This window comes from Pantoea hericii (genome assembly GCF_014155795.1).
Lineage (GTDB): Bacteria > Pseudomonadota > Gammaproteobacteria > Enterobacterales > Enterobacteriaceae > Pantoea > Pantoea eucalypti.
Window position 1 is genome coordinate 121948 of the sequence record NZ_SCKV01000004.1, and the last position, 25266, is coordinate 147213.

General features: G+C 56.3%; 21 protein-coding genes, 3 tRNA genes and 2 other RNA genes. 3 read left to right on the plus strand and 23 right to left on the minus strand.

The genetic code is table 11. The features are described from left to right. Together H7K52_RS10115 and zitB are read left to right on the plus strand one after the other, a co-directional pair. A complete protein-coding gene (locus H7K52_RS10115) occupies positions 1-3057 on the plus strand; it encodes a hybrid sensor histidine kinase/response regulator (RefSeq protein WP_220486790.1) in 3057 nt (1018 codons plus the stop codon). Next, entirely contained in the window at positions 3035-4024 is a 990-nt protein-coding gene (zitB, locus tag H7K52_RS10120; RefSeq protein ID WP_182630003.1) for a CDF family zinc transporter ZitB, read from the plus strand. The genes H7K52_RS10115 and zitB overlap by 23 nt, the downstream gene beginning before the upstream one ends. On the opposite strand, the gene pnuC is transcribed toward zitB, so the two are convergent. The 3 genes from pnuC to H7K52_RS10135 form a co-directional block, all read right to left on the minus strand. Continuing rightward, the gene (pnuC, locus tag H7K52_RS10125; protein ID WP_182630004.1) at positions 4018-4740 is read right to left on the minus strand and encodes a nicotinamide riboside transporter PnuC; all 723 of its coding nucleotides are present in this window, start codon (positions 4738-4740) and stop codon (positions 4018-4020) included. The genes zitB and pnuC overlap by 7 nt on opposite strands. Before the next feature lie 23 nt (positions 4741-4763). After that, positions 4764-5825, minus strand: a complete 1062-nt coding sequence (nadA, locus tag H7K52_RS10130) for a quinolinate synthase NadA (RefSeq protein WP_182630005.1) — start codon at positions 5823-5825, stop codon at positions 4764-4766. 126 nt (positions 5826-5951) lie between these two features. Then, the gene (locus H7K52_RS10135) at positions 5952-6494 is read right to left on the minus strand and encodes a methylated-DNA--[protein]-cysteine S-methyltransferase (protein WP_105099400.1); all 543 of its coding nucleotides are present in this window, start codon (positions 6492-6494) and stop codon (positions 5952-5954) included. A gap of 158 nt (positions 6495-6652) precedes the next feature. Here H7K52_RS10135 and H7K52_RS10140 point away from each other — a divergent pair, with 158 nt between their 5' ends. Next, positions 6653-8128 (plus strand): AlkA N-terminal domain-containing protein, encoded by a 1476-nt coding sequence (locus tag H7K52_RS10140; RefSeq protein WP_182630006.1) that lies wholly within the window; start codon positions 6653-6655, stop codon positions 8126-8128. A gap of 376 nt (positions 8129-8504) precedes the next feature. On the opposite strand, the gene H7K52_RS10145 is transcribed toward H7K52_RS10140, so the two are convergent. The 20 genes from H7K52_RS10145 to sucA all read right to left on the minus strand — a co-directional run bounded on the left by H7K52_RS10145 (position 8505) and on the right by sucA (position 25095). Further along, positions 8505-8639: non-coding RNA, RtT sRNA (locus H7K52_RS10145), on the minus strand. A 43-nt stretch (positions 8640-8682) separates the two neighbouring features. Next, positions 8683-8817: non-coding RNA, RtT sRNA (locus H7K52_RS10150), on the minus strand. Between the two features lie 43 nt (positions 8818-8860). Beyond that, positions 8861-8936 (minus strand) — tRNA-Lys (locus H7K52_RS10155). Positions 8937-8982: 46 nt separating this feature from the next. Continuing rightward, a tRNA-Lys gene (locus tag H7K52_RS10160) sits at positions 8983-9058 on the minus strand. Positions 9059-9129: 71 nt separating this feature from the next. After that, positions 9130-9205 (minus strand) — tRNA-Lys (locus H7K52_RS10165). A 164-nt stretch (positions 9206-9369) separates the two neighbouring features. Beyond that, on the minus strand, positions 9370-10164 hold the full coding sequence (cpoB, locus tag H7K52_RS10170; RefSeq protein WP_003853134.1) for a cell division protein CpoB: 795 nt from the start codon (positions 10162-10164) through the stop codon (positions 9370-9372). Positions 10165-10173: 9 nt separating this feature from the next. Further along, complete coding sequence (gene pal, locus H7K52_RS10175; RefSeq protein WP_003853135.1) at positions 10174-10701, minus strand: peptidoglycan-associated lipoprotein Pal; 528 nt, start codon at positions 10699-10701, stop codon at positions 10174-10176. Between the two features lie 51 nt (positions 10702-10752). After that, positions 10753-12048 carry a Tol-Pal system beta propeller repeat protein TolB gene (gene tolB / locus H7K52_RS10180; protein ID WP_003853138.1) on the minus strand — a complete coding sequence of 432 codons (1296 nt, stop codon included), beginning with the start codon at positions 12046-12048 and terminating at the stop codon, positions 10753-10755. Positions 12049-12163: 115 nt separating this feature from the next. Continuing rightward, the gene (gene tolA / locus H7K52_RS10185) at positions 12164-13486 is read right to left on the minus strand and encodes a cell envelope integrity protein TolA (protein ID WP_182630007.1); all 1323 of its coding nucleotides are present in this window, start codon (positions 13484-13486) and stop codon (positions 12164-12166) included. Positions 13487-13513: 27 nt separating this feature from the next. Further along, positions 13514-13942, minus strand: coding sequence for a colicin uptake protein TolR (gene tolR / locus H7K52_RS10190; RefSeq protein ID WP_003853140.1), 429 nt, complete (start codon positions 13940-13942; stop codon positions 13514-13516). A 13-nt stretch (positions 13943-13955) separates the two neighbouring features. Next, the gene (tolQ, locus tag H7K52_RS10195; protein ID WP_003853142.1) at positions 13956-14642 is read right to left on the minus strand and encodes a Tol-Pal system protein TolQ; all 687 of its coding nucleotides are present in this window, start codon (positions 14640-14642) and stop codon (positions 13956-13958) included. Beyond that, positions 14639-15043 carry a tol-pal system-associated acyl-CoA thioesterase gene (gene ybgC, locus H7K52_RS10200; protein WP_008925029.1) on the minus strand — a complete coding sequence of 135 codons (405 nt, stop codon included), beginning with the start codon at positions 15041-15043 and terminating at the stop codon, positions 14639-14641. The genes tolQ and ybgC overlap by 4 nt, the downstream gene beginning before the upstream one ends. Before the next feature lie 178 nt (positions 15044-15221). Further along, entirely contained in the window at positions 15222-15524 is a 303-nt protein-coding gene (gene ybgE, locus H7K52_RS10205; RefSeq protein WP_182630008.1) for a cyd operon protein YbgE, read from the minus strand. Beyond that, positions 15524-15628, minus strand: coding sequence for a cytochrome bd-I oxidase subunit CydX (gene cydX / locus H7K52_RS10210; protein WP_008925027.1), 105 nt, complete (start codon positions 15626-15628; stop codon positions 15524-15526). Before cydX ends, ybgE begins: the two co-directional genes overlap by 1 nt. A 15-nt stretch (positions 15629-15643) precedes the next feature. Next, positions 15644-16783: a cytochrome d ubiquinol oxidase subunit II gene (gene cydB, locus H7K52_RS10215; protein WP_078804199.1), complete on the minus strand. Its 1140-nt coding sequence runs from the start codon at positions 16781-16783 to the stop codon at positions 15644-15646. Positions 16784-16794: 11 nt separating this feature from the next. Then, entirely contained in the window at positions 16795-18366 is a 1572-nt protein-coding gene (gene cydA, locus H7K52_RS10220) for a cytochrome ubiquinol oxidase subunit I (RefSeq protein WP_008925025.1), read from the minus strand. A gap of 573 nt (positions 18367-18939) precedes the next feature. After that, on the minus strand, positions 18940-19815 hold the full coding sequence (sucD, locus tag H7K52_RS10225) for a succinate--CoA ligase subunit alpha (protein ID WP_003853148.1): 876 nt from the start codon (positions 19813-19815) through the stop codon (positions 18940-18942). Beyond that, positions 19815-20981 carry an ADP-forming succinate--CoA ligase subunit beta gene (gene sucC, locus H7K52_RS10230; RefSeq protein ID WP_003853151.1) on the minus strand — a complete coding sequence of 389 codons (1167 nt, stop codon included), beginning with the start codon at positions 20979-20981 and terminating at the stop codon, positions 19815-19817. Before sucC ends, sucD begins: the two co-directional genes overlap by 1 nt. Positions 20982-21048: 67 nt before the next feature. Continuing rightward, positions 21049-22272 carry a 2-oxoglutarate dehydrogenase complex dihydrolipoyllysine-residue succinyltransferase gene (gene odhB, locus H7K52_RS10235; RefSeq protein ID WP_003853153.1) on the minus strand — a complete coding sequence of 408 codons (1224 nt, stop codon included), beginning with the start codon at positions 22270-22272 and terminating at the stop codon, positions 21049-21051. Between the two features lie 15 nt (positions 22273-22287). Next, a complete protein-coding gene (gene sucA, locus H7K52_RS10240) occupies positions 22288-25095 on the minus strand; it encodes a 2-oxoglutarate dehydrogenase E1 component (protein WP_003853155.1) in 2808 nt (935 codons plus the stop codon). Positions 25096-25266: the final 171 nt, after the last annotated feature.

Below are 25266 nucleotides of genomic sequence, written 5' to 3' on the forward strand. Positions count from 1 at the left end.
ATGCTGCTGTTGCTGTGCGGCTCCGCGCTGGCTGAGGTGCGTCCGGTGAGCAGCGTCAATCTGCCGATGATGCTGCCGGTGACGCACGCGGAAACCATGCAGGGCAAAATCCTGCGCGTTGGCCTGCTGGAAGAGAACCACGCGCCCTGGACAATGCGCATCGGCAATGACCTCTATGGCATCAATGCCGACTATCTTTCCGCGCTGCGACAGCTGACCGGCGCGCAGTTCACCCTCAACCTGTACAGCGATCAGCTGCATCTCATGCAGGCACTGAGCAGCGGCCAGATTGATTTCGCGCTGGGCATGTGGGTCACGCCCCTGCCCGCCGGCACCCTGAGCAGCGATAACTGGTACAGCAGCCCGCTGCGTGTCTACCGCAATCAGCAAAACCAGCGTGCCGTGATGTTTAACAGCCAGAATGCCCAACTGGCGATCAGCGACAGCACGCTGGCCCAACTGCCGCCCGCGCTGGCGGCCCGCCACAGCTTCAGACGCTACAGCAGCGATCTGCAGGCGCTCTACACCCTGCTCAATCAGCAGAATGACTATGTGGTGGCGGATGAGACCAGCGCCGGTTTTTTGTTAAGCCAGCTTCAGCAGGGCCAGATTTACCAGATCGCCTCTCACATCGAGGCCGGACAGCTCAACCTGCGCGCGGTGGCACGTGATCCTCAGCTTATCAGCTGGATTAATCAGAGCCTGCGTCAGTTGCCAGCGGAACTGATGAACACGCTACAGGCGCGCTGGAGCAGTAACCTGCCGCGCTATCAGGATACGCAGACCCTGATGCTCAGCCCCGCTGAACGCGCCTGGATCGCCGATCATCCGCGCGTTACTTACACCGCCGAACCGGACAACTATCCCTGGAGCTACCGCGATGCCAGCGGCACCGCCAGAGGTTATGGCGTGGACTTGCTGAAAGCGATAGCACAGAGCACAGGATTGCAGTTTGAGCCGGTATGGGTCAGCAATCCCCGTCAGGCACGCACCCTGATTGAGCAAAAGCAGGCGATGCTGCAGCTGATGCAGCCGCTGAACGGCGATGCGATGCAGAGTACATCGCTGCCGGTGTGGCGGGCGCTGTGGGGCATCTACAGCATCCAGTCTGACACGCTGGCGCACTGGCGCGACCTGCGCGGCAAACGGATTGGTGTATTGCAGGATGACCTGGCGCTGCGCCTGTTGCCTGCGGATCTGCAGCCCCTGCAGTTTGCCGACCGTAATAGCCTTTATGACGCGCTGGCAAAAGGGCAGATCGATGTGCTGGTCGATAATGTGCTTTCCGCCCGCTGGCGTATTGCCAGCCGCGATGATGCGCGCATCCACCTGGCCTTTGCCGCCAGCGACATCGCCTGGCCCATCGCGCTGGGCGTCACACCCGACCAGGCGGTGCTGCGCACGTTGCTGGATCGTGCTCTGCAGCAGATTCCGGCCGATACCCAGAGCCAGATGCGCGACAGCTGGTCTACCCCGCCGCAGCCCGGCAGCGTGATGGCAATGGGTTCGCTGCCAATGATGGTGCTGGCGGTGGCCGGTGCGGCCATTATGCTGCTGTTGCTGCTGCTGGCACGCCGTTACTGGCAACAGCGCCGCGAGCGTCAGCAGCGTGAACAGGCAGAGCATGCAAATGCGATGAAAAGCCAGTTTCTGGCAACCGTCAGTCATGAGCTGCGCACGCCGATGCAGGCTATCCTGGGGCTGCTTGAGCTGGAAAAACAGCAGCACAGCAGCCAGAACCTGACGCTGCTTCACAGCAGCGCACAGTCGTTGCTGACGCTGCTGAATGACCTGCAGGACCATGCCCGCATTGAGAGCAACAGTTTTACCCTGGCACCCCGTCCACTGGCGCTGGCGCAATGGCTCAGCCAGCAGCAGCACTTTTATCACCCGTTAATGCGCGGTGACGGGCCGCGTCTGATTGTCGAGGCGCTGACGCCGCTGCATGACACGGTGCTCATCGATGCCGATCGCCTGCAGCAGGTGATCAACAACCTGATGACCAATGCGCTGAAATTTACGCGTCACGGCACGATTCGCCTGACCCTGGCTGCCCAGGATCAACAGCTGATTCTCACAGTGAGCGACAGCGGCAGCGGTATCCCATCGGAGGAACAGCAGAAGTTGTTTGATCCCTGGTATCAGGCGCCGTCCGGAAAATCAGTTTCGGTGCAGGGCAGCGGCCTGGGGCTGTTTATCTGCCGCGAAATAGTGCTGCGGATGGGCGGCGATATCCGGCTCGCCTCAGAACCGGGGCTCGGCACTCAGGTCACTGTGACGCTGCCGCTTGAGATCTGCACGCCAGCAAACCACGTGGATGAATCCGCCCTGCCCGGTTTTCCGCAGCTGCGGGTGGCGATTGTGGATGACCACCCGACTAACCTGCTGGTGATGCAGCAGCAGCTGGCACGCTTTGCCATTCAGGCTGACATCTTTGAGCAGGGACGTGCGCTGCTGCAGGCCGATGCGCAGCAACCTTATGACCTGCTGTTTATCGACCAGATGATGCCGCGTCCCGACGGCACGCTGCTGCTGCGGATACTGCGTCGGCGTGACCGCCAGCGGAGACGGCAGGCGATGCGGGTACTCTGCTCGGCTGATGCGCAGCTGCTGTCGCGCTCGCTTGAGGAGCGGGAGCGGGTATTGATCAAACCGGTGCAGTTAGGCGATCTCAGCGCGTTGCTGGCAGAGTGGCAGCAGGCGTGGCAGGACGATCCGCTGGCGTCACTGGATGACAATCTGTGGCAACTGGCACAGCAGAATGACAAATTCCTCAGCCGTCTGAGCCAGACGCTGCACAACACGGTCACGCAGGATCTGGCTGCGATGCAGGCGGCGCATGATCGTGCGGACTGGACGCCGTTCGCTGAGGCGGCACACAGGATGAAAGGAAGCTTTTTACTGGTGGGGCTTGAGCATGGCGCGCAGCTCAGCCAGCAACTGACGGAGCAGGTAAAACAGCATCAGGACCCGTCTGAGACGTGGCAATTACTGATATTATTAGCAAACAGGTTACTGAAAAAACTGGAAACTTATGGCACATACCCACACTCATAGCGGGCAGGATAGTAATCGCACGCGTCTGGCGGCCGCCTTCGGGGTGACCGTCGTCTTCATGGTTGCTGAAGTCATTGGCGGCTGGCTCTCTGGTTCACTGGCGCTGCTGGCGGACGCCGGGCATATGCTGACCGATGGAGCCGCACTGCTGATGGCCTTGCTGGCGGTCCATTTTTCACGCCGTAAACCCAATGCACGGCACACCTTTGGCCTGCTGCGCCTGACCACGGTAGCCGCATTTGTTAACGCCATTGCACTGCTCGGCATAACTGCGCTGATTGTCTGGGAAGCAGTGCGCCGCTTTGCCGACCCGCAACCGGTGACCGGCGGACTGATGCTGGGAATCGCGATCGGCGGCCTGCTGGCCAATCTGCTCTCGTTCTGGCTGCTGCATCATGGCAGCGGAGAGAAGAACCTCAACGTGCGGGCCGCGGCGCTGCATGTGATGGGTGACCTGCTCGGTTCAGTGGGCGCGATTGTGGCGGCAGTAATTATAATGCTGACCGGCTGGACGCCCATCGACCCGATACTGTCGTTGCTGGTGTCACTGCTGGTGCTACGCAGCGCCTGGTCGCTGCTGCGTGAGAGTCTGCAGGAGTTACTGGAAGGGGCTCCGCATTCACTGGATGTGAATAAGCTGACACGGGATCTCACCCTGAACATCGCCGAGGTGCGCAATGTTCACCATGTGCATCTGTGGCAGGTGGGCGAAAAGCCGATGCTGACGCTGCATGCGCAGGTGATCCCGCCTTACAATCATGATGCGCTGCTGCATCGCATTCACGACTATCTGCGCGAGAACTATCAGATCGCGCACGCGACGGTGCAGATGGAGTACCAGCCCTGCGCTGGTGCCGAGTGTGAACTCGGCTCAGGCAGTGCGGCTGCCACCGGCCATGACCACAGTCATTCTCACGACCACGATCATGGCCCTGCTCATGTTAAAGGCGACAAGCACACTCACTGAGCTGACAGCGCGCGGGAACCCTGTTGCCGCGCGCTGCGGATCCACATACGTGATCCGTTCAGCGCAATCATCGTCAGAATCACATACTCCAGCGACATCGCATAGACACCCTGGCGGGCGAAGATCATCACGCTAATCACGTTGATGATGACCCACAGCAGCCAGTTCTCCACATATTTGCGCGTCATCAGCACCATCGCGGCAATAGACAGCACCATCATGCAGGAATCCCAGAACGGGAAGGCATCCGGCTGCAGCGCAGGCATCGCCACCGACAGGCCCAGACCGTTCATCAGCGTTACCGCCGCACGGGTTAACAGCGCAAACACCGGATCGATATAGAGGGTCATCAGCGCAATCGCAATCACACACCCTGCTGTCCAGGCCAGCGCTTTAGGCAGCGGCAGCCAGCGGATTTTCAGCGCCGCCTGGTGATCTTCGGTCTGTCGGCTCCATGCGTACCAGCCATAGAGATTGGCGGCAAAGAAGAAGAGCTGCAGCAGCAGGCTGGCATAGAGCTGGATCTGAAAGAAGATCACCGCAAACAGCGTGACGTTAATCAGGCCAAACGGATAGTTGATAATTTTTTCCAGGCTGGCAAACCAGATACAGAGTAAGCCCGCCAGCGTGCCGATGGCCTCAATCCATGAGAGATCGTAGCCTCCGGCACCCAGAGGAATATGAACCAGAATATTATGTGTGCTGAAGAAGTCCATGCAGAGCACCTGTCCGGGAACGCTTAGGCGTTGCCCTTCACGTTGAGTTTAAGTTCCGCTGCAAAGGATAGCATGCGATTAAGCGGCAGTAACGCCGCCTCTCGCAGCGTCTCATCCACCTGAATCTCATGTTCCACCCCACCCGACTCCAGCGCCTCTGCGATGGCTTTAAGGCCGTTCATTGCCATCCAGGGACAGTGCGCGCAGCTGCGGCAGGTTGCCCCTTCACCCGCGGTCGGCGCTTCCAGCAGCTCTTTATCCGGCACCGCCTGCTGCATTTTGTAGAAGATGCCGCGGTCGGTCGCCACAATCATCTGCGGATGCGGCAGGGATTTCGCCGCCTGAATCAGCTGGCTGGTCGAGCCGACAGCATCCGCCAGTTCGACAATCGCCTGCGGTGACTCAGGATGCACCAGCACCGCCGCATCGGGATAGAGCGCTTTCATGCGCTGCAGCGCCTGGGTTTTGAACTCGTCATGCACAATGCAGGCGCCCTGCCAGCACAGCACATCTGCGCCCGACATCCGGGTGACGTAGCGGCCAAGGTGACGATCCGGTGCCCAGATGATCTTTTCGCCGAGACTGTCGAGATGCTCAATCAGCTCTACCGCAATGCTGGAAGTGACCACCCAGTCGGCGCGGGCTTTGACGGCCGCCGAGGTATTGGCATAGACCACTACAGTGCGATCGGGATGCGCATCACAGAAGGCGTTAAACTCTTCAATGGGACAGCCAAGATCCAGTGAGCACTCCGCCTGCAGGGTCGGCATCAGCACGGTTTTTTCGGGGCTGAGGATTTTGGCGGTTTCACCCATAAAGCGCACGCCCGCCACCAGCAGCGTGGTCGCCGAATGATTGCTGCCGAAACGCGCCATCTCCAGCGAGTCGGAGACGCAGCCGCCTGTCTCTTCCGCCAGCGCCTGAATTTCCGGATCGGTGTAATAGTGCGCCACCATCACCGCGTTTCGCGCTTTCAGCAGCGCTTTGATTTTCTCACAGTAAAACGTCTTCTCATCGTCACTCAGGCGGGCGGGTTTCGGCGGAAAAGGATAAACGGCGCTTTCAGGATCGAACATTACACTCATGACACAGCTCTCGTTTTGTCTAATTAACGAAAATCACCTGCGGAGGCGAATTTTGGCGTTGAACCCGCCGTCGTGTTTTATATGCTAAACACGATAACGGAAAAGCCACACTGTGTCGTGAGATTTTTACTCTGCCTGCGTTACAGCACCGACCCTGCCCGTCTGCGTTTCATCTGCCAGCACCAGCGTTTTCTGCGGCGCTTCCAGTGCCAGCAGGAAAGCTTTGGTCTCCAGGCCGCCCGCAAAGCCGGTCAGCTTGCCGTTGGCACCGATCACGCGATGGCATGGCGCGACAATGGAAAGTGGATTACGGCCGTTGGCCGCGCCGACCGCGCGCACCGCCTGTGGATGGCCGATCTCCCGTGCAATCTGGCTGTAGCTGCGCGTCTCACCAAACGGTATCGCCACCAGCGCCTGCCAGACTTTTTTCTGAAAGTCGGTGCCGACCATGTCGAACGGCAACGCAAAACAGCGTCGCGCACCGGTAAAGTACTCGCTGAGCTGACGCGCGGTTTCGATCAGAATGGGATGATCGTCATTGCGCGTTTGAGGTAAAAACCGGGTGCGTTTTGGATCGTCGTTTTCCCACAAAATCCCCGCCAGGCCGATATCGCTGGCGACCAGCTTCAGCTCGCCCACCGGGGTAACTATCTGTTTGAAGTAGTACATGGTGATTCTCCCGTCACGGTTCCGTCGTCCAGTATCGCACTTTTCATCAGCCTGACTGGCTGTTTTCGGTCATGGTTATAAACTGTTGTACTGTCCGAAAACAGCCAGTCTGCCGGGATTCCCCCCTGTAGGCTGCGCTTATTTACCGGAGAAATGCCATGCTCGATCCCGACATTGCCTATCAGGCGCTGACCTCACGTGATACCCGCTTCGACGGCGTTTTCTTTGTGGGCGTGACCTCAACCGGTATCTATTGCCGCCCAATTTGCCCGGTCAAAGCGCCGATGCAGAAAAACTGTCTTTTCTTCAGCAGCGCCGAGGCGGCGGAGAAAGCGCGCTTTCGCCCCTGCCTGCGCTGCCGGCCTGAGCTGGCACCCGGCAATGCGCCTGTCGATCAGCCGCATCGCGTGGCGGAGCAGCTGATTCAGCGCATTGAGGAAGGCATGCTGGAGGAGCGCGAAGGTCTGGAGGCGATTGCCGCTGAGTTCAGTCTCAGCCTGCGTCAGCTGCGCCGTATCGTGCAACATGAACTCGGCGTCTCACCACTGGAGCTGAAGCAGACACGGCGAATGCTGTTGGCCAAGCAGTTGCTGACAGAAACGCAACTGCCGGTCACAGAGGTCGCCTACGCCAGTGGCTTCAGCAGTCTGCGCCGTTTTAATGATGTTTTCCAGGCTCGCTACCGCATGACGCCAAGCGCGCTGCGCCGCGACGATACAGGCGCGAAGCGTGCGCAGCCCGGCGACCGCGTGACGCTGCGGCTGGCCTATCGCCCGCCCTACGACTGGGAGGCGATGCTCTGGTTTTTGCAGACACACCTGATGAAGGAAGTTGAGGCAGTGGAAGATGGCTGCTGGCGACGTACCGTGGCGCTGGGACGTTATCGGGGCTGGGTCAGTGTGTCCCATCTGCCGCAGAAGAACGCGCTGCAGGTGACGCTCTCAACCTCGCTGACGCCGGTTCTGCCGCTGCTGCTGCGCCGCCTGCGCGATCTGTTTGACCTGGACGCGCAGCCGCAGCGTATCGCCGCCTGTCTGGCTCAGGACCCGCTGCTGGCACCCAGCCTGATTGCACATCCTGGTCTGCGTGTGCCGGGCGCCTTCGACGCTTTTGAACTTGGCGTGCGTGCTATTATCGGCCAGCAGGTGACCGTCAAAGCCGCCACCACAGTCAGCAGCCGTTTTGCCGCCGCCTTTGGCGAGCCCTGTGAAACGCCCTTTGCCGACCTGACCCGTTACACCGCGCTTCCTGAACGCATCGCAGCGCTGACGGTGGATGACGTTGCGCCGATGGGCATCGTCAGCGCCGCCCGCTCCCGCGCCATCATCGCCTTTGCCACCGCCTGCGCCAGCGGCGATCTGCGTCTCAGTGCCGCGCAGCCGCCTGATGAGGTGATAAAAAAGCTGGTCAGCCTGCCGGGCATTGGTCCCTGGACCGCGCACTATATCGCGATGCGCGCCCTGCGCTGGCCGGATGCCTTTCCCAAAGAGGATATCGCCATCCGTAATAACCTGGGCGGCATGTCATCTAAAGAAGCAGAAGCGCGCTCGCAATCCTGGCGTCCCTGGCGCAGCTATGCGGTGATGCATATCTGGGAGAGCCTGGCAGTGGCGAAGGTGAAGAAAAAGCCGTGACGGTCAATGTAAGGATGCGGATTGTCTGCCCTGACCTGCATAGTCGGTATCGCAGAAACTAAAAATGCAGAGCCTCTTCCAGACTGATTACAGACTCGCAGCCGACTGAATCTTCCAGCAACGAATAAGTTCGATGCGCAGGGAACAGGATCAGAAGAGGAAAGCGTCCCGCGCCAGGACGGCGCGGGCCGAGCAGGTCATGGATGACGGCTTTTGCGTCTTTCCGATCTGACCGTGTTCCCTAAGCAGTCTCGATCTCACAGCAATCCAGGTCAGACTTCACAACACCTTAAACGCCATTGGCTTTTTACATTCAACGCAAGTCTGTGATACTGCAGAAACGAAAAAAGCGCCCAAAGGGCGCTTTTTTCTTAATTGGTAGGTCGTGCAGGATTGCCTCGGCCCTTCCCAGGGCCTCGCCCTCCGGGTGATGCTGACGCATCAGCCTGAATCACCGGGCGATTCAGTCGAACCTGCTGCAGGTTCTCACCCTGCACGGTAAAGTCCGTGCCCCGGAAACGAAAAAAGCGCCCAAAAGGCGCTTCTTTCTTAATTGGTGGGTCGTGCAGGATTGCCTCGGCCCTTCCCAGGGCCTCGCCCTCCGGGTGATGCTGACGCAACAGCCTGAATCGCCGGGCGATTCAGTCGAACCTGCTGCAGGTTCTCACCCTGCACGGTAAAGTCCGTGCCCCGGAAACGAAAAAAGCGCCCAAAAGGCGCTTCTTTCTTAATTGGTGGGTCGTGCAGGATTCGAACCTGCGACCAATTGATTAAAAGTCAACTGCTCTACCAACTGAGCTAACGACCCGCTGGGGGCTTACAACCGTTCAGCGCACCAGGCGGCTGAGATAAGATGGTGGGTCGTGCAGGATTCGAACCTGCGACCAATTGATTAAAAGTCAACTGCTCTACCAACTGAGCTAACGACCCATCTTAGGTTGTGAAGCAATGCTGAAGTGTTCTTCTTGAAACTGCGCGGTAAAAAGCGCGTCTGAAGGAGATGGTGGGTCGTGCAGGATTCGAACCTGCGACCAATTGATTAAAAGTCAACTGCTCTACCAACTGAGCTAACGACCCATCTTCAGGCTTACCAGACACTTTTCAATGTGTCCCGGCAACGGCGGCATATATTACTGATTTAGCGGGGTAGCGCAACTCTTATTTCTGCTAAACGCTTCAGTTGCTTACCTTTCATACGGCAAGACCAGAAATCACACGATATCTGGTCTGAACCGGACAAATTACAGACCGCTCAGACGTTTCTGAGCTTGTTTAGCAGATTCAGTGTCTGGATAAAGTTTGATCACCTGCTGGAAGACCGCTTTGGCTTTCGCCGTGTCTTTTTTCTCCTGCATGATCACACCCACTTTCAACAACGCTTCTGCAGCTTTCGGCGACTTCGGATAGTTTTTCACTACCGTGGCGTAATAATACGCCGCGTCGTCCTTTTTGCCTTTGTTGTAGTTCAGCTGACCCAGCCAGTAATTCGCATTCGGCTGATAGGTCGAATCAGGGTAACGTTTTACCCACGCCTGAAGCGCGCTGATCGCCTGGTCATACTGTTTCTTCTCCAGAATCAGCGCCACAGCCGCATTGTAATCGCTGTTCGCATCGCCGGTCTGCGCAGGTGCGCTCTCCGTTGATGCTGCCGCGCCTGCGGTTGCTGCTGCGCCTGTATCTGCTGCGGCATCGCTGCCGGCTGCCTGTTGCCCGCCGTTGCTGCTGGCGCTGCTCAGCGTGTCAATCTGCTGGTAAAGCTGCTTCTGCCGCTCAACCACCTGATTCAACTGATACGTGTTTTGCTGGATTTGCCCACGCAGCGCATCAATATCACGCTGGTTATCGCTCATCTGCTGCTGCAATTGCTGCATCAGCTGTGCCTGGGCATTAGAGATTCGTTCAAGAGTGGTGACACGGTCTTCGACCGAGCCGGAGCCAACGCTACTGATTGACGCTTGGGCATTAGCGGCCCAGGGGGCCGCTACGCCAATCAGTAACGACAGACTCAACAGATGACGTCTGAAGTTACTAACCATGTGATTCTCTTAGTAGACCAGAACGGCACGACGGTTTTTAGAATACGCTGCTTCGTCATGACCCAGAACGGCTGGCTTCTCTTTACCGTAAGAAACGATAGACATCTGATCAGCCGACACGCCTTTACCCTGCAGGTACATCTTAACGGCGTTAGCACGACGTTCGCCCAGGGCGATGTTGTATTCCGGCGTACCGCGCTCATCCGCATGACCTTCGATGGTCACTTTGTATGATGGGTTGCTGCGCAGGAAAGTTGCGTGCTGATCCAGCATCTGTGCGTAATCAGACTGAACGTCATATTTGTCCAGACCGAAGTACACGATGTTGTTCTGCTGCAGCTGCTGCATCTGCAGACGAGCCTGCTCGTCAGAAGACATGTTGCCGCCGTTGCCGTTCATGCCAGAATTTGCACCGTAAGCGCCATCAGCACCCATGCCAGTCTGGTCATTGTTGTTGTTTTTGTGTGAGCTACAAGCCGCTACTGCCAGAACCGGCAGAGCCAGCATCAAACCCTTCAGCACTTTGTTCAGTTGCATTTCAAAAATCCCATTATTGTTTATTGTTTGCGATGTCTGAAGTGTCAGACATTACAGATACGGCGACCAGGCAGGAAATTTTACCTGTCCATCAGTTGCCGGAAGACGCGCTTTGAAACGGCCGTCGGTTGAAACCAACTGTAACACGGAACCCATACCCTGAGTAGAGCTGTAGATTACCATTGTGCCATTTGGTGCCAGGCTCGGCGTTTCATCCAGGAACGTGTCCGTTAACGTTTGAACGGCTCCCGTTTCCAGATCCTGTTTGGCGACGTGTTGAGCACCACCGTTGGTGCTAATCATCACCATAGATTTACCATCTGTTGCCACATCCGCATCCTGGTTCTGACCGCCTTCCCAGGTAATACGCTGTGGCGTGCCGCCATTAATACCGACTTTATAAATCTGAGGGGCACCCGCCTGATCGGAGGTATAAGCCAGAGTCTGGCTGTCCGGGAACCAGGTCGGTTCAGTACTGTTATAACGACCATCCGTCACCTGACGCGTCTGACCTGACGCCAGATCCATCACATAGAGGTTCAGGCTACCGGTTTTAGAGAGTGCGAAAGCGAGCTTAGAACCATCTGGCGAGAATGCCGGAGCACCGTTGTGACGCGGATATGAGGCAACCTGACGGATGGCACCGTTAGAGAGCGTCTGGACCACCAGCGCGGACTTGCCGCTTTCAAAGGTCACGTAGGCCACTTTGCTGCCATCCGGAGACCAGGCTGGCGACATCAGTGGCTGTGGTGAACGATGCACGACGAACTGGTTATAGCCATCGTAGTCAGCGACGCGCAGCTCATAAGGGAACTGGCCACCGTTGGTCTGCACGACATAAGCGATGCGGGTGCGGAAAGCGCCCTTAATGCCTGTCAGCTTCTGGAACGTTTCGTCACTGGCAGTGTGAGCGGCATAGCGCAGCCACTGCTTTGTCACTTTATATGAGTTCTGTGCCAGCACTGTACCCGGCGCACCGCCGGTGTCAACCAGCTGGTAAGAGACCTGATAGCTGCCATCCGGGTTAGACGCGACCTGACCGACGACTACGGCGTCGATGCCGAGTGCACTCCAGGCGGCAGGCTGCACTTCCTGCGCGCTGGTTGGCTGCTGTGGCAGACGTGAGCGATCCAGTGGATTGAATTTGCCACTGTTGCGCAGGTCAGCCGCCACGATGCCGCCAACATCTTCCGGCGCGGCACCAGAACCGGCCCATTTAAACGGCACCACGCCAATCGGGCGCGCGGTATTCACACCCTGGGTGATCTCAATTCGAACTTCTGCATGCAGCATGGCTGCCCACAGCAGGATAAAAAAGCCTAACGTAACGCGAAGAGCTTGCTTCATTTTATCTCCCTTATCTGAACCTCAGTCCACGATAATTGGCACTGTTCCTGGAAACCACGAGTACAACATAAGTACGGCAAGCTAAACATAGATCAACTTGCCGACCGTGACTGCATTATTGCGGTTTAAAACGCATCGGGGCGTTTTTAAACACTTCGTAGACCGCCTGAGAAGGCGGCTTCGGAATACGTGCCTGTTTGGCAGCAGCAATAGCGGCCTGGCAGAGCGCGGGATCACCACCCTCTGACTTAACATCAATCAACAAGCCATCAGGCGCAAGTTTAATCCGCAAATCACAGGTTTTTCCGCGATACAGATCGGCATCGTAGAATCGGCTCTGAATCGCACTCACCACCTGACCCATGTAGGAGTTGATCTCAGCGCCCGATGCCCCCGCTTTCTTCTGGTTGCCCTGCCCCGCTGCGCCACCTGATGTGCCGCTTTTCGGTGCATTTTTACCGGAAGTGAGTCCACCCAGCAAATCATCAACATCGCTGTCATTGGCCGCATCGGCGGCAGCTTTCGCTTTGGCATCTGCTTTGGCTTTCGCGGCAGCATCGGCTTTCGCTTTGGCGGCCGCATCGGCTTTCGCCTTAGCAGCCGCTTCCGCTTTCTCTTTAGCGGCCTCTTTCGCCGCCTCAGCTTTCTCTTTGGCGGCTTCGGCTTTTTCTTTAGCAGCCTCAGCGGCTTTCTCTTTTGCTGCCTCAGCAGCTTTTTCTTTCGCTTCTGCGGCTTTCTCTTTCGCTTCTTCGGCGGCTTTAGCTTTGGCATCCGCAGCCGCTTTCACTTTGGCCTCAGCCGCCGCTTTTGCATCCGCTTCAGACTTTGCCTTCGCTTCCGCAACGGCTTTCTCTTTTGCCGCAGCGGCAGCAGCGGCTTTCGCCTGCTGATCAGCCTGCTTCTTTGCTTCAGCCGCGGCCTGCTTTGCCTGCTCGGCGGTCGCTTTGGCCTGGGCATCCGCCTGGGCTTTCGCATCGGCTTTGGCTTTAGCTGCTGCCGCTTCGGCCGTTTTCTGCTGTTCCTGAGCCTGTTTCGCGGCGTCTTCTGCCGCTTTCTGCTGCTCAGCCTGCTGTTTAGCCTCTTCTTTCGCGGTTTCCTGCGCGGCTAAACGCTCTTTTTCCAGCGCTTTCAGACGCTGCTGTTCAGCAGCCTGTTTCTGTTGCAGCTCTTCTGCCTGCTGCTGCGCCTGCTTTTTACGCTGTTGCTCAGCCCGCTGGCTGTCGCTTTGCTGGTTCTGCTGACGATTGTATTGACTCACGACGGCACCGGGATCGACCATCACAGCATCAATATCGCTGCCACCGCCACCCGCACTGCTGGGGTCAACGTGCTCATTAAACGAGCTCCAAATCAGCAGCGCGATCAACACGATATGCAGAATCACCGAAATGATTATCGCGCGCTTTAACTTCTCGTTTTGCTCGGTTGCCTTCGACACACTCGGTTCCCAAAAAACGGTTCGATTTTAAATCGGCTGCGTCATCAAACCGACAGATTTAACACCCGCCTGGTGCAGCAGGTTGAGCGCTTTAATGATTTCATCGTAAGGCACTTCTTTCGCGCCCCCGATCAAAAACACCGTCTTAGGATTTGCTTCCAGTCGACGCTGCGCTTCGCTGATCACCTGCTCGGGGGGGAGCTGATCCATACGATCGTGATCCACGACCAGGCTGTACTGCCCCACGCCCGCCACTTCAACAATTACCGGCGGATTATCATCGCTGGAAACGGTTTTAGAGTCGGTCGCATCAGGCAGATCCACTTCCACGCTCTGGGTAATAATGGGTGCCGTTGCCATGAAGATCAGCAGCAGCACCAACAGGACGTCCAGTAGCGGAACGATGTTGATTTCCGACTTCAGGTCGCGGCGTTTGCGACCACGTACTCTGGCCATCATTAACCTCTATTTACTTAGCGCTATCGCTGGAGAAAGCCTGGCGATGCAGAATGGCAGTGAACTCTTCCATGAAGTTGTCGTAGCCCTGCTCCAGTTTGTTGACGCGCTGGTTCAGACGGTTGTACGCCATTACCGCCGGAATTGCCGCAAACAGACCGATTGCGGTTGCAATCAATGCTTCAGCGATACCCGGTGCCACCATCTGCAGTGTTGCCTGCTTCACCGCGCCCAGCGCGATAAAGGCGTGCATGATCCCCCAGACAGTACCGAACAGCCCGATATAGGGACTGATTGAACCGACAGTACCGAGGAACGGAATGTGGTTTTCCAGCGCTTCCAGCTCACGGTTCATTGAGATGCGCATCGCACGGCTTGCACCATCAATAACCGCCTCCGGCGCATGATTGTTAGCGCGGTGCAGTCGGGCGAACTCTTTAAAGCCGGAGTAGAAAATCTGCTCCGAGCCGCCCAGCTCTTCCCGACGCTCCTGGCTCTCCTGATACAGTCGGGAGAGTTCGATGCCGGACCAGAATTTGTCTTCAAATGCCTCAGCTTCTCTTCCCGCCGCATTCAGAATACGTGTGCGCTGAATAATGATGGCCCAGGAGGCAATAGAAAAGCCGATCAAAATCAACATGATAAGTTTGACCAGAAGGCTCGCCTTCAGGAACAAATCAAGAATGTTCATGTCAGTCACTGCTTGAACTCCGCGACAATAGACTTGGGAAGCGCAATCGGCTTCATTAGATGAGGGTTAATGCAGGCAATCAGGACCTCTGCCTCATTGAGCACTTTGCCTTCAGTATTCACGATACGCTGAGTGAACGTCATGGTAGCCCGAGTCATTGAGGTGACCTCGCTCTGGATCTCCAGAAGGTCATCAAGACGCGCCGCTGCAAGATAGTCCACCGTGATGCGCCGTACCACAAAAGCGATCTGCTGTTCTAACAGCATCTGCTGATTGAAATGGTGCTGTCGCAACATTTCGGTACGTGCTCGTTCATAAAAAGCGATATAGCTGGCGTGATAAACCACACCACCGGCATCAGTATCTTCGTAGTAGACCCGAACCGGCCAGCGAAACAGCGTTGTACTCACTCTACATCCCGGCCTCGTTTTAAACGTTGCTACTATACGCAAGAGAATTGGGGTTGGGAATGGCTCGTCAGAGCCAGGCGAAAATAATTATCGCTCGGTAACAAATGGAACGATTTCAGGAAGATTAATTGACCAGACACTGACAAATATTCACTGACAGCGCTGGTGAGGTGGGGTGTTACAGGTAAAAACGGTAAAGCGCGATAAATAACACCAGCATGGCGGGTAACGGGCTAAACAGCGCCTGCCATCGGGTTTGCTGTGGCCGGAAGCCTGTACCGTGAATCACACCACTGCAGACCGCCCAGATCAGCACCAGACCCTGCAGCGCAGGCAGCTGACCCGCGTGGTTAGCAAAGCGGGTCGGGTCCCACATCACGCCGCCAGCCGCCAGCAGCGCCAGCAGCGCCAGCAGCAGTGAAAGGGCCCGTAACGGGCCCTTATCCATCAGATCATACAGCATCCGAATTGGCGTACGCATCAGTGAGACTCATCCTGCGCTTCAACGTGTTCAATCGCCAGCGCGGTCACGATACCAAAGGCACAGGCCAGCAACGTGCCGAGAATCCAGGCAAAATACCACATGCGACTTCTCCTTAATTAATAGAGTGAGTGACTGTTGCTTTCAATATGCTCTTTGGTGATACGACCAAACATCTTCCAGTAACACCAGGTGGTGTAAATCAGAATGATTGGAACAAAGATAGCGGCGGCAACGGTCATCGTTTGCAGCGTCAGCAGGCTGGACGTTGCATCCCACATCGTCAGGCTGGTACCCGGCACGGTGCTGGATGGCATGATGAACGGGAACATCGCAATGCCGGCGGTCATGATGACGCAGGCCAGCGTCAGTGAAGAGAACAGGAATGCCCAGGCGCCCTTCTCAACCCGCGAGCAAAGTATGGTCAGCAGCGGCAACACCACGCCCAGCAGCGGGAACAGCCACAGCACAGGATGGTTCTGGAAGTTGACCATCCAGGCACCTGCCTCACGCACTACCGTTTTACCCAGTGGGTTAGAGGCAGCAAAGTGATCCATCGTGCTGGTCACCACATAGCCATCAATACCATATTTCACCCAGACACCGGCCAGGATGAAGCAGACCATCATCACCAGGGCGGCAAGTTGTGCTGCGGTGCGTGAACGCAGATGCAGTTCGCCCGTGGTGCGCATCTGCAGATAGGTTGCGCCCTGTGCCAGAATCATCGCTACGCTGACCACACCAGCCAGCAGGCCAAACGGATTCAGCAGCTGGAAGAAGTTGCCGGTGTAGAACAGACGCAGATACTCATCGGCATGGAACGGCACGCCCTGTAACAGGTTGCCAAACGCCACGCCAATGACCAGCGGCGGCACGAAGCTGCCGATGAAGATGCCCCAGTCCCAGGCACCGCGCCAGCGGTTGTCTTCAATCTTCGAGCGGTAATCGAAGCCAACCGGACGGAAGAACAGCGAGGCGAGCACCAGAATCATGGCCACGTAGAAGCCAGAAAAGGCCGCCGCATAGACCATCGGCCAGGCGGCAAACAGTGCGCCACCGGCAGTGATAAGCCAGACCTGGTTGCCGTCCCAGTGCGGGGCGATACTGTTAATCATAATGCGACGCTCAGTATCGGTGCGACCCAGAATGCGCGTCAGCATGCCGACGCCCATATCAAAACCATCTGCGACAGCAAAGCCGATTAGCAGCACGCCAATCAACAGCCACCAGACAAAGCGCAGAACTTCATAATCAAACATGGTCGCTCTCCTTATCCCCGAACCGGCTGCGTGGTTGCCGTGATCTGCTCATGATGATAACGCCCGGTTTTCAGGCTGCTCGGCCCAAGGCGGGCGAATTTGAACATCAGGTACATCTCAGCCACCAGGAACAGCGTGTAGAGTCCGCAAATCAGGATCATCGAGAACAACAGATCGCCTACAGTCAGAGAAGAGTTCGCCACCGCAGTCGGCAGAACTTCACCGATAGCCCAGGGCTGACGACCATACTCCGCGACGAACCAGCCGGATTCGATTGCGATCCACGGCAGCGGGATACCAAACAGCGCCGCTTTCAGTAACCAGCGATTTTTACCGATGCGGTTACGCAACACGCTCCAGAACGCCAGCGCGATAATGCCCAGCAGCAGAACACCACACAGCACCATGATACGGAAGGCGAAATAAAGCGGGGCAACACGCGGGATAGAGTCCTGCGTCGCCTGTTTGATCTGCGCTTCTGTCGCATCCGCCACGTTATCGGTATAGCGTTTCAGCAGCAGACCGTAACCGAGATCCTGTTTGTGACTGTTGAACGCGTCCCGTACCGCCTGATCCTGACTGCCACCGCGCAGTTCGTTCAGCAAGGCGTAGGCTTTCATGCCGTTGCGGATGCGTACTTCATGCTGTGCCATTAACTCTTTCAGGCCCGTCACCGGCGTATCCGTGGATCGGGTGGCAATCAGGCCCAGCAGCCAGGGAATCTGAATGGCGTACCGGTTCTCCTGAGTGGCCTGATCGGGCAAGCCAAACAGGGTAAAGGACGCCGGCGCCGGCTGGGTTTCCCACTCCGCTTCAATCGCGGCCAGCTTGGTTTTCTGCACATCACCCATTTCATAACCAGACTCATCACCCAGCACGATCACTGACAGCACCGCCGCCATGCCAAAGCTGGCCGCGATAGCGAACGAGCGTTTAGCAAAGGCGAAGTCGCGGCCTTTCAGCATGTACCAGGCACTGATGCCCATGATAAACATCGCGCCTGTGGTGTAACCGGCCGCGACGGTGTGAACGAATTTCACCTGTGCCACCGGGTTCAGCACCAGCTCTGAGAAGCTGACCATCTCCATGCGCATGGTTTCAAAGTTGAACTCTGAAGCGATAGGGTTCTGCATCCAGCCGTTGGCGACCAGAATCCACAACGCAGACATATTCGAGCCCAGGGCGACCAGCCAGGTCACCGCCATGTGCTGCACTTTACCCAGCCGATCCCAGCCAAAAAAGAACAGGCCGACAAAGGTCGATTCCAGGAAGAACGCCATCAGACCTTCAATGGCGAGCGGCGCGCCGAAGATATCGCCGACGTAGTGAGAGTAATATGACCAGTTTGTCCCGAACTGAAATTCCATGGTCAGTCCGGTAGCGACACCCAGCGCAAAGTTAATACCAAATAACTTGCCCCAGAACTTCGTCATATCTTTATAAATTTGTTTACCGCTCAGGACATAGACCGTTTCCATGATCGCCAGCAGAAACGCCATACCCAGCGTTAAAGGGACGAACAGAAAATGGTACATCGCCGTTAAGGCAAACTGTAACCGCGACAGCTCGACGATATCTAACATAAGGACTCCTTGCTCCTCGCTTTGTCTCCGTCACGCGCGCGATCAGATCGAACGTAATCGGAGTCAGGAACGACTGTTTATTGATTCCAGTTTTTTATTACCAGCAGAACAGGTCTGTGAGCTGCCCGAAAAGGCGAGTAACGAATGAAGCAGCTCTGAAAAATGTCAATCAGCGCTTTATTAACGGCTGCTTTAACAGGAGAAAAGTGGGTGTCATCCCGGGTTGAGCAGTCGTATGAAAATTTGTGTAAAAGGCTGGATTGATGCAGCGCAATTTACGCCCTTAGCGTTGCGCTTTGCCAGAGATATAGTTGGATATAAAACGTGATTTATTGATCTGGATTAACGTAATAAGTTTCCAGATAGAGCTGGGTCAGTTTCCTGTTAAAAAATTGTCATTAATGAAATAAGACGTGAAGAAATAGTTTACCTTTGCCACTTTTTCTTAACGTGATAAACGGTGAGCAGGTTATTTAACAACGTATTCTTCGCTTTCACTGCCAGCATTATGCCCGTTGATAACGGACATAAAAAAAGCCACCCGAAGGTGGCTTAGTTTCAGATGACGCTGACTTATTTGGCCGGTAATACGGCTTTAACTGCATCACCGATATCAGCCAGGCTGCGAACGGTTTTCACGCCTGCCGCTTCCAGCGCAGCAAATTTCTCATCTGCTGTGCCTTTACCACCGGCAATGATGGCGCCTGCATGGCCCATACGCTTGCCTTTTGGCGCGGTTACGCCAGCAATATAGCCCACAACCGGTTTGGTCACGTGCTCTTTAATGAAGGCTGCGGCTTCTTCTTCAGCGCTACCGCCGATCTCACCGATCATCACGATAACTTCAGTCTGTGGATCATCCTGGAACATTTTCAGAATGTCGATGAAGTTAGAGCCTGGGATCGGGTCACCGCCGATGCCGACGCAGGTTGACTGGCCGTAGCCGATGTCAGTGGTCTGCTTAACCGCTTCATAGGTCAGCGTACCTGAACGCGATACGATACCAACGCGGCCCGGCTGGTGAATGTGGCCCGGCATGATGCCGATCTTACATTCGCCAGGGGTGATAACACCCGGGCAGTTTGGACCGATCATCCGCACGCCTGCTTCATCCAGCTTCACTTTCACGGTCAGCATATCCAGGGTCGGAATACCTTCGGTGATGGTGATGATCAGTTTGATACCCGCTTCGATCGCTTCCAGGATGCCATCTTTACAGAATGGTGCGGGGACATAGATCACGGTGGCAGTTGCGCCCGTCGCTTCTACGGCTTCGCGTACGGTGTTGAACACCGGCAGGCCGAGGTGAGTCGTGCCGCCTTTGCCTGGCGTCACGCCGCCAACCAGTTGGGTGCCGTAAGCCAGCGCCTGCTCAGAATGGAAAGTCCCCTGGCCACCGGTGAAACCCTGGCAAATGACTTTGGTGTTTTTGTCGATCAGAATGGACATTATTTACCCTCCGCGGCAGCAACAACACGCTGTGCGGCGTCTGTCAGGCTGGTTGCTGCAATGATGTTCAGACCGCTGTCCGCCAGTTTCTGGGCGCCCAGCTCGGCGTTGTTACCTTCCAGACGTACCACTACTGGCACGTTCACACCCACTTCAGCCACTGCGCCGATGATGCCGTCGGCAATCAGGTCACAGCGTACGATACCGCCGAAGATGTTAACGAAAACGGCTTTAACCGCATCGTCAGACAGGATGATTTTGAAGGCTTCGGTTACGCGCTCTTTGGTCGCGCCGCCGCCGACATCAAGGAAGTTGGCTGGCTGACCGCCATGGTGCTTAACGATGTCCATGGTACCCATCGCCAGACCTGCGCCGTTAACCATACAACCGATGTTGCCTTCCAGCGCAACATAGTTCAGTTCCCACTGTGTCGCATGTGCTTCACGTGGATCTTCCTGGCTTGGGTCGCGCATTTCACGCAGTTCTGGCTGACGGAACAGGGCATTGCCATCGGCACCCAGTTTACCGTCCAGGCAGATCAGGTCGCCCTGCTTGGTAATCACCAGCGGGTTGATCTCAACCATCGCCAGATCGCGCTCCAGGAACAGTGTCGCCAGACCCATGAAGATCTTGGTGAACTGACCTACCAGCTTGCCAGTCAGGCCAAGTTTGAATGCCAGCTCACGGCCCTGGTAAGGCTGCGGACCGGTCAGCGGATCCAGCGCCATTTTATGGATCAGGTGCGGGGTCTCTTCCGCCACTTTTTCAATTTCCACGCCGCCTTCAGTCGACGCCATGAAAATGACGCGACGCGTTGCGCGATCGACCACAGCGCCCAGATAGAGCTCCTGGTCGATATCGGTCGCTGCTTCAACCAGAATCTGGTTTACCGGCTGGCCGTTTGCATCAGTTTGATAGGTCACCAGGCGTTTGCCCAGCCAGTTTTCAGCAAAGGCGCGAATCTCTTCTTTGCTGTTAACTACTTTCACACCGCCCGCTTTACCGCGGCCACCGGCATGAACCTGACATTTAACTACCCACGGGCCTGCGCCAATTTTAGAGGCAGCTTCTTCCGCTTCACGTGGTGTAGTACAGGCGTAACCCGTTGGTGCAGGCATGCCATACCGTGCAAACAGTTGTTTCGCCTGGTATTCGTGTAAGTTCATGATGTTCTATCCATTCAGGTCTGAAAAGAGTATTGAGGTTGGGCGCGCCAGGCGCGCCCGGTGAAAATCAGACATCCAGCAGCAGGCGCGCCGGATCTTCCAGCATCTCTTTCACTGCAACCAGATAACCAACTGATTCACGGCCATCGATCAGACGGTGGTCGTAGGAGAGCGCCAGATACATCATTGGCAGCACTACAACCTGACCATTGACCGCCATCGGGCGATCCTTGATGGCGTGCATGCCCAGGATGGCGCTCTGCGGTGGGTTGATGATCGGGGTAGACATCAGTGAACCAAAGACGCCGCCGTTGGTAATGGTGAAGTTACCGCCGGTCAGATCTTCCACTGTCAGCTTGCCGTCACGGCCTTTCACTGCCAGCTCTTTGATTTTCTTCTCGATGTCCGCCATGCTCAGCGCATCAACGTCACGCAGGACTGGCGTAACCAGACCACGTGGTGTAGAGACCGCAATGCTGACGTCGAAGTAGTTGTGGTAAACCACATCTTCTCCATCGATAGAAGCGTTCACTTCCGGATAGCGTTTCAGCGCTTCAACAACCGCTTTGATGTAGAAGGACATAAAGCCCAGACGCACACCGTGACGCTTCTCGAACGCCTCACCATACTGCTTGCGCAGATCCATGATGGGCTTCATGTTGATTTCGTTGAAGGTGGTCAGCATCGCGGTGCTGTTCTTCGCTTCCAGCAGACGCTCGGCAACGCGCTTACGCAGACGCGTCATCGGCACGCGTTTTTCGCTGCGGTTAGCCACTGGCTGCTGCGCGGTAGCCGCATCAGCAGCAGGTGCTGCCGCTTTAGCAGCCTGCGGCTTGTTGGCCAGGTGTTTTTCAACATCTTCACGGGTCAGACGTCCGCCAACACCGCTGCCTTTAATCTGAGAGGCGTCGAGATTGTGCTCTGCAATCAGGCGGCGGATAGCCGGGCTGAGCGCATCGTTGCTCTCTTCTTCCAGTGACGCAGTCTGACGCTGAGCCGGGGTAGACTCTTTGCTTTCAGACTTCGCGCTGCTCTCTTTACCGGCGCTATTGCCCTCTTTCAGACGACCCAGGATCTGGCGGGAGGTAACAGTGGCACCCTCATCTTCCAGAACGGCTTCCAGGATACCGTCAGCAGAGGCTGGTACTTCCAGCACCACTTTATCGGTTTCGATTTCGACCAGCACTTCATCGCGAGTGACTGCATCGCCTGGTTTTTTGTGCCAGGTTGCCACTGAGGCATCGGCAACCGATTCAGGCAGGTCGGGAACGAGAATATCTACGCTACTCATTATCTTTCCTTTTAATTAATTAACGTTCAGCGCGTCATTAACCAGGTCTTGCTGCTGTTGTTGGTGTACGGACATGTAACCCACGGCCGGTGAGGCGGAGGCCGGGCGGCCTGCATAACGTAAAGTGGCACCAAATGGCACAACTTCACGGAAATGATGCTGGCTGCAGTACCAGGCGCCCTGATTCAGTGGCTCTTCCTGACACCAGACAAAATCCTGTACGTGAGAATACGCTTTCAATGCTTCCTGAACCGCTTGATGCGGGAACGGATAAAGCTGTTCGATGCGCACGATAGCCACATCGGTCTGCTCATTTTTACGACGCTGCTCAAGCAGGTCGTAATACACTTTACCGGAGCACAGTACGACGCGTTTAACGCCCTGCGGATCCAGATCATCGACTTCACCAATCGCAGGCTGGAAGCTGCCATTCGCCAGTTCATCCAGCGTGGAAATAGCCAGCGGATGGCGCAGCAGAGATTTTGGTGACATCACAATCAGTGGACGACGCATACCGCGCAGCGCCTGACGACGCAGCATATGGTAAACCTGTGCGGGTGTAGACGGCACGCAAACCTGCATGTTCTGCTCAGCGCAAAGTTGCAGATAACGCTCCAGACGCGCAGAGGAGTGCTCCGGGCCCTGACCTTCATAACCGTGCGGCAGCAGCATCACCAGGCCACACATACGGCCCCATTTCTGCTCACCGGAACTGATGAACTGGTCAATAACAACCTGTGCACCGTTGGCGAAGTCACCAAACTGCGCTTCCCAGATGGTCAGGATGCGCGGCTCTGCGGTGGCGTAGCCATATTCAAAGGCCAGTACCGCCTCTTCTGACAGCACGGAGTCCCACACTTTGAACTGACCCTGACCACTGTGCACATGATGCAGAGGAGTATAGGTTGAGCCGTTCGCCTGGTTATGAACCACCGCATGACGGTGGAAGAAAGTACCGCGACCGGTATCTTCGCCCGACAGGCGAACCGGAATACCTTCATCAACCAGCGTGGCGTAGGCCAGATTTTCCGCGCCGCCCCAGTCGAAGGCCTTTTCGCCTTCAGCCATCAGACGACGGTCGTTATAAATCTTGGCAACACGCGACTGCACTTCCACCTCTTCAGGCACCTGGCTGATACGCAGCGCCAGTTCCTTCAGACGTTTCATGTCGACCTGCGCCGGATAAGGCTCATCCCACTCATGATTCAGGTAAGGTGACCAGGTAAAGGAGTGGAGACTCATTGGACGCCATTCCGGCACCACGCACTCGCCCGCATCCAGCGCGTCACGGTAGAGATTGACCATTTCGGTCGCATCTTCCTGCGTGGCAACGGCTTCACCTTCCAGACGGTCGGCGTAGATTTTGCGCGGCGTCGGGTGTTTTTTGATTTTCTGATACATCAGCGGCTGGGTCGCACTTGGCTCATCCGCCTCGTTATGACCATGACGGCGATAGCAGACCAGATCGATAAACACATCGCGCTTAAAGGTGTTGCGGTAATCGAGCGCCAGACGGGTCACAAACGCGACCGCTTCCGGATCGTCAGCATTGACATGGAAAATCGGTGCCAGCACCATTTTGCCGATGTCGGTGCAGTAAGGGGTAGAACGCGCATCTTTCGGGTTGGACGTTGTAAAGCCAACCTGGTTGTTGATAACGATGCGAACCGTACCACCCACTTCATAACCGCGCGCCTGTGACATGTTCAGGGTTTCCTGAACCACGCCCTGACCAATCACGGCCGCATCACCATGAATGGTGATCGGTAAAACTTTATTGCTGGCTGGCTCATCCAGACGATCCAGACGGGCACGCACAGAACCCATAACCACCGGGCTGACGATCTCCAGGTGTGACGGGTTAAACGCCAGCGCCAGGTGAACCAGGCCGCCTTCGGTTTCCACGTCAGAGGAGAAGCCCATGTGGTACTTCACGTCACCGGTGCCCAGATGTTCTTTATGCTTACCGGCGAACTCGTCGAACAGATCCTGCGGCTTTTTGCCCAGCACGTTGATAAGCACGTTGAGACGACCACGGTGCGCCATACCCAGTACCACTTCACGGGTACCGCTCTTGCCGGCGTGACGAATCATTTCGCGCAGCATCGGAACCAGCGCATCGCCGCCTTCCAGCGAGAAGCGTTTGGCACCCGGGAATTTCGCCCCAAGGTATTTTTCCAGCCCTTCTGCCGCAGTCAGCTCTTTCAGGAAACCTTTTTTCTCTTCGTTGCTGAACGCTGCACGGCCCGCAACCGACTCAAGACGCTGCTGGATCCAGCGTTTTTCATCGGTGTTGTTAATGTGCATATATTCTGCACCAATCGAGCCGCAGTAAGTCTGCGTCAGCGCCTGGAAGAGATCGGCCAGCTTCATGGTGTCTTTGCCAATGGCAAATGAACCTACGTTAAAGCTTTCCTGAAAATCGGCCTCGGTCAGGTCGTGAAAAGCGGGATCGAGATCGGCGACACGGTCCTGTTTCCACAGGCCGAGCGGATCAAGATTGGCATGCTGATGACCGCGGAAACGAAACGCGTTAATCAGCTGCAGCACTTTCACTTGCTTGGAGTTGGTTTCCGGATCGGAGACAGATGAGGTGTAACGAGATGCATCTTTCGCCAGGCGACGGAAGTACTCACGTGTGGTGGAGTGAAACTGCTCAGGTTTCATTCCGGTGCCCGGTAACTGCTGGAACATCGAGCGCCACACTGCATCGACAGAGTCAGGATCGGTCAGGAAATCCTCATAGAGCTGCTCTATGTAAGACTGATTCGCGCCGGCCAGCCAGGAAGAGTCCAGCCAGGGCTTCATCGCGCTGTTCTGCATTGTGATCCCTTAAGCATTGCTATGCTTTTTTGAGGTTTCATTTGTTGCCGCTTTCGCGGTTTGCCGTAGTGAGTTCAGCGATACGAGCACTTTGCGCAGCGCGCGTGGCCCGTAAGGGAACCTTTGTAAACGTGGTAGTCACCGCGCTTACAGAGGCTTCCGTAAAACACC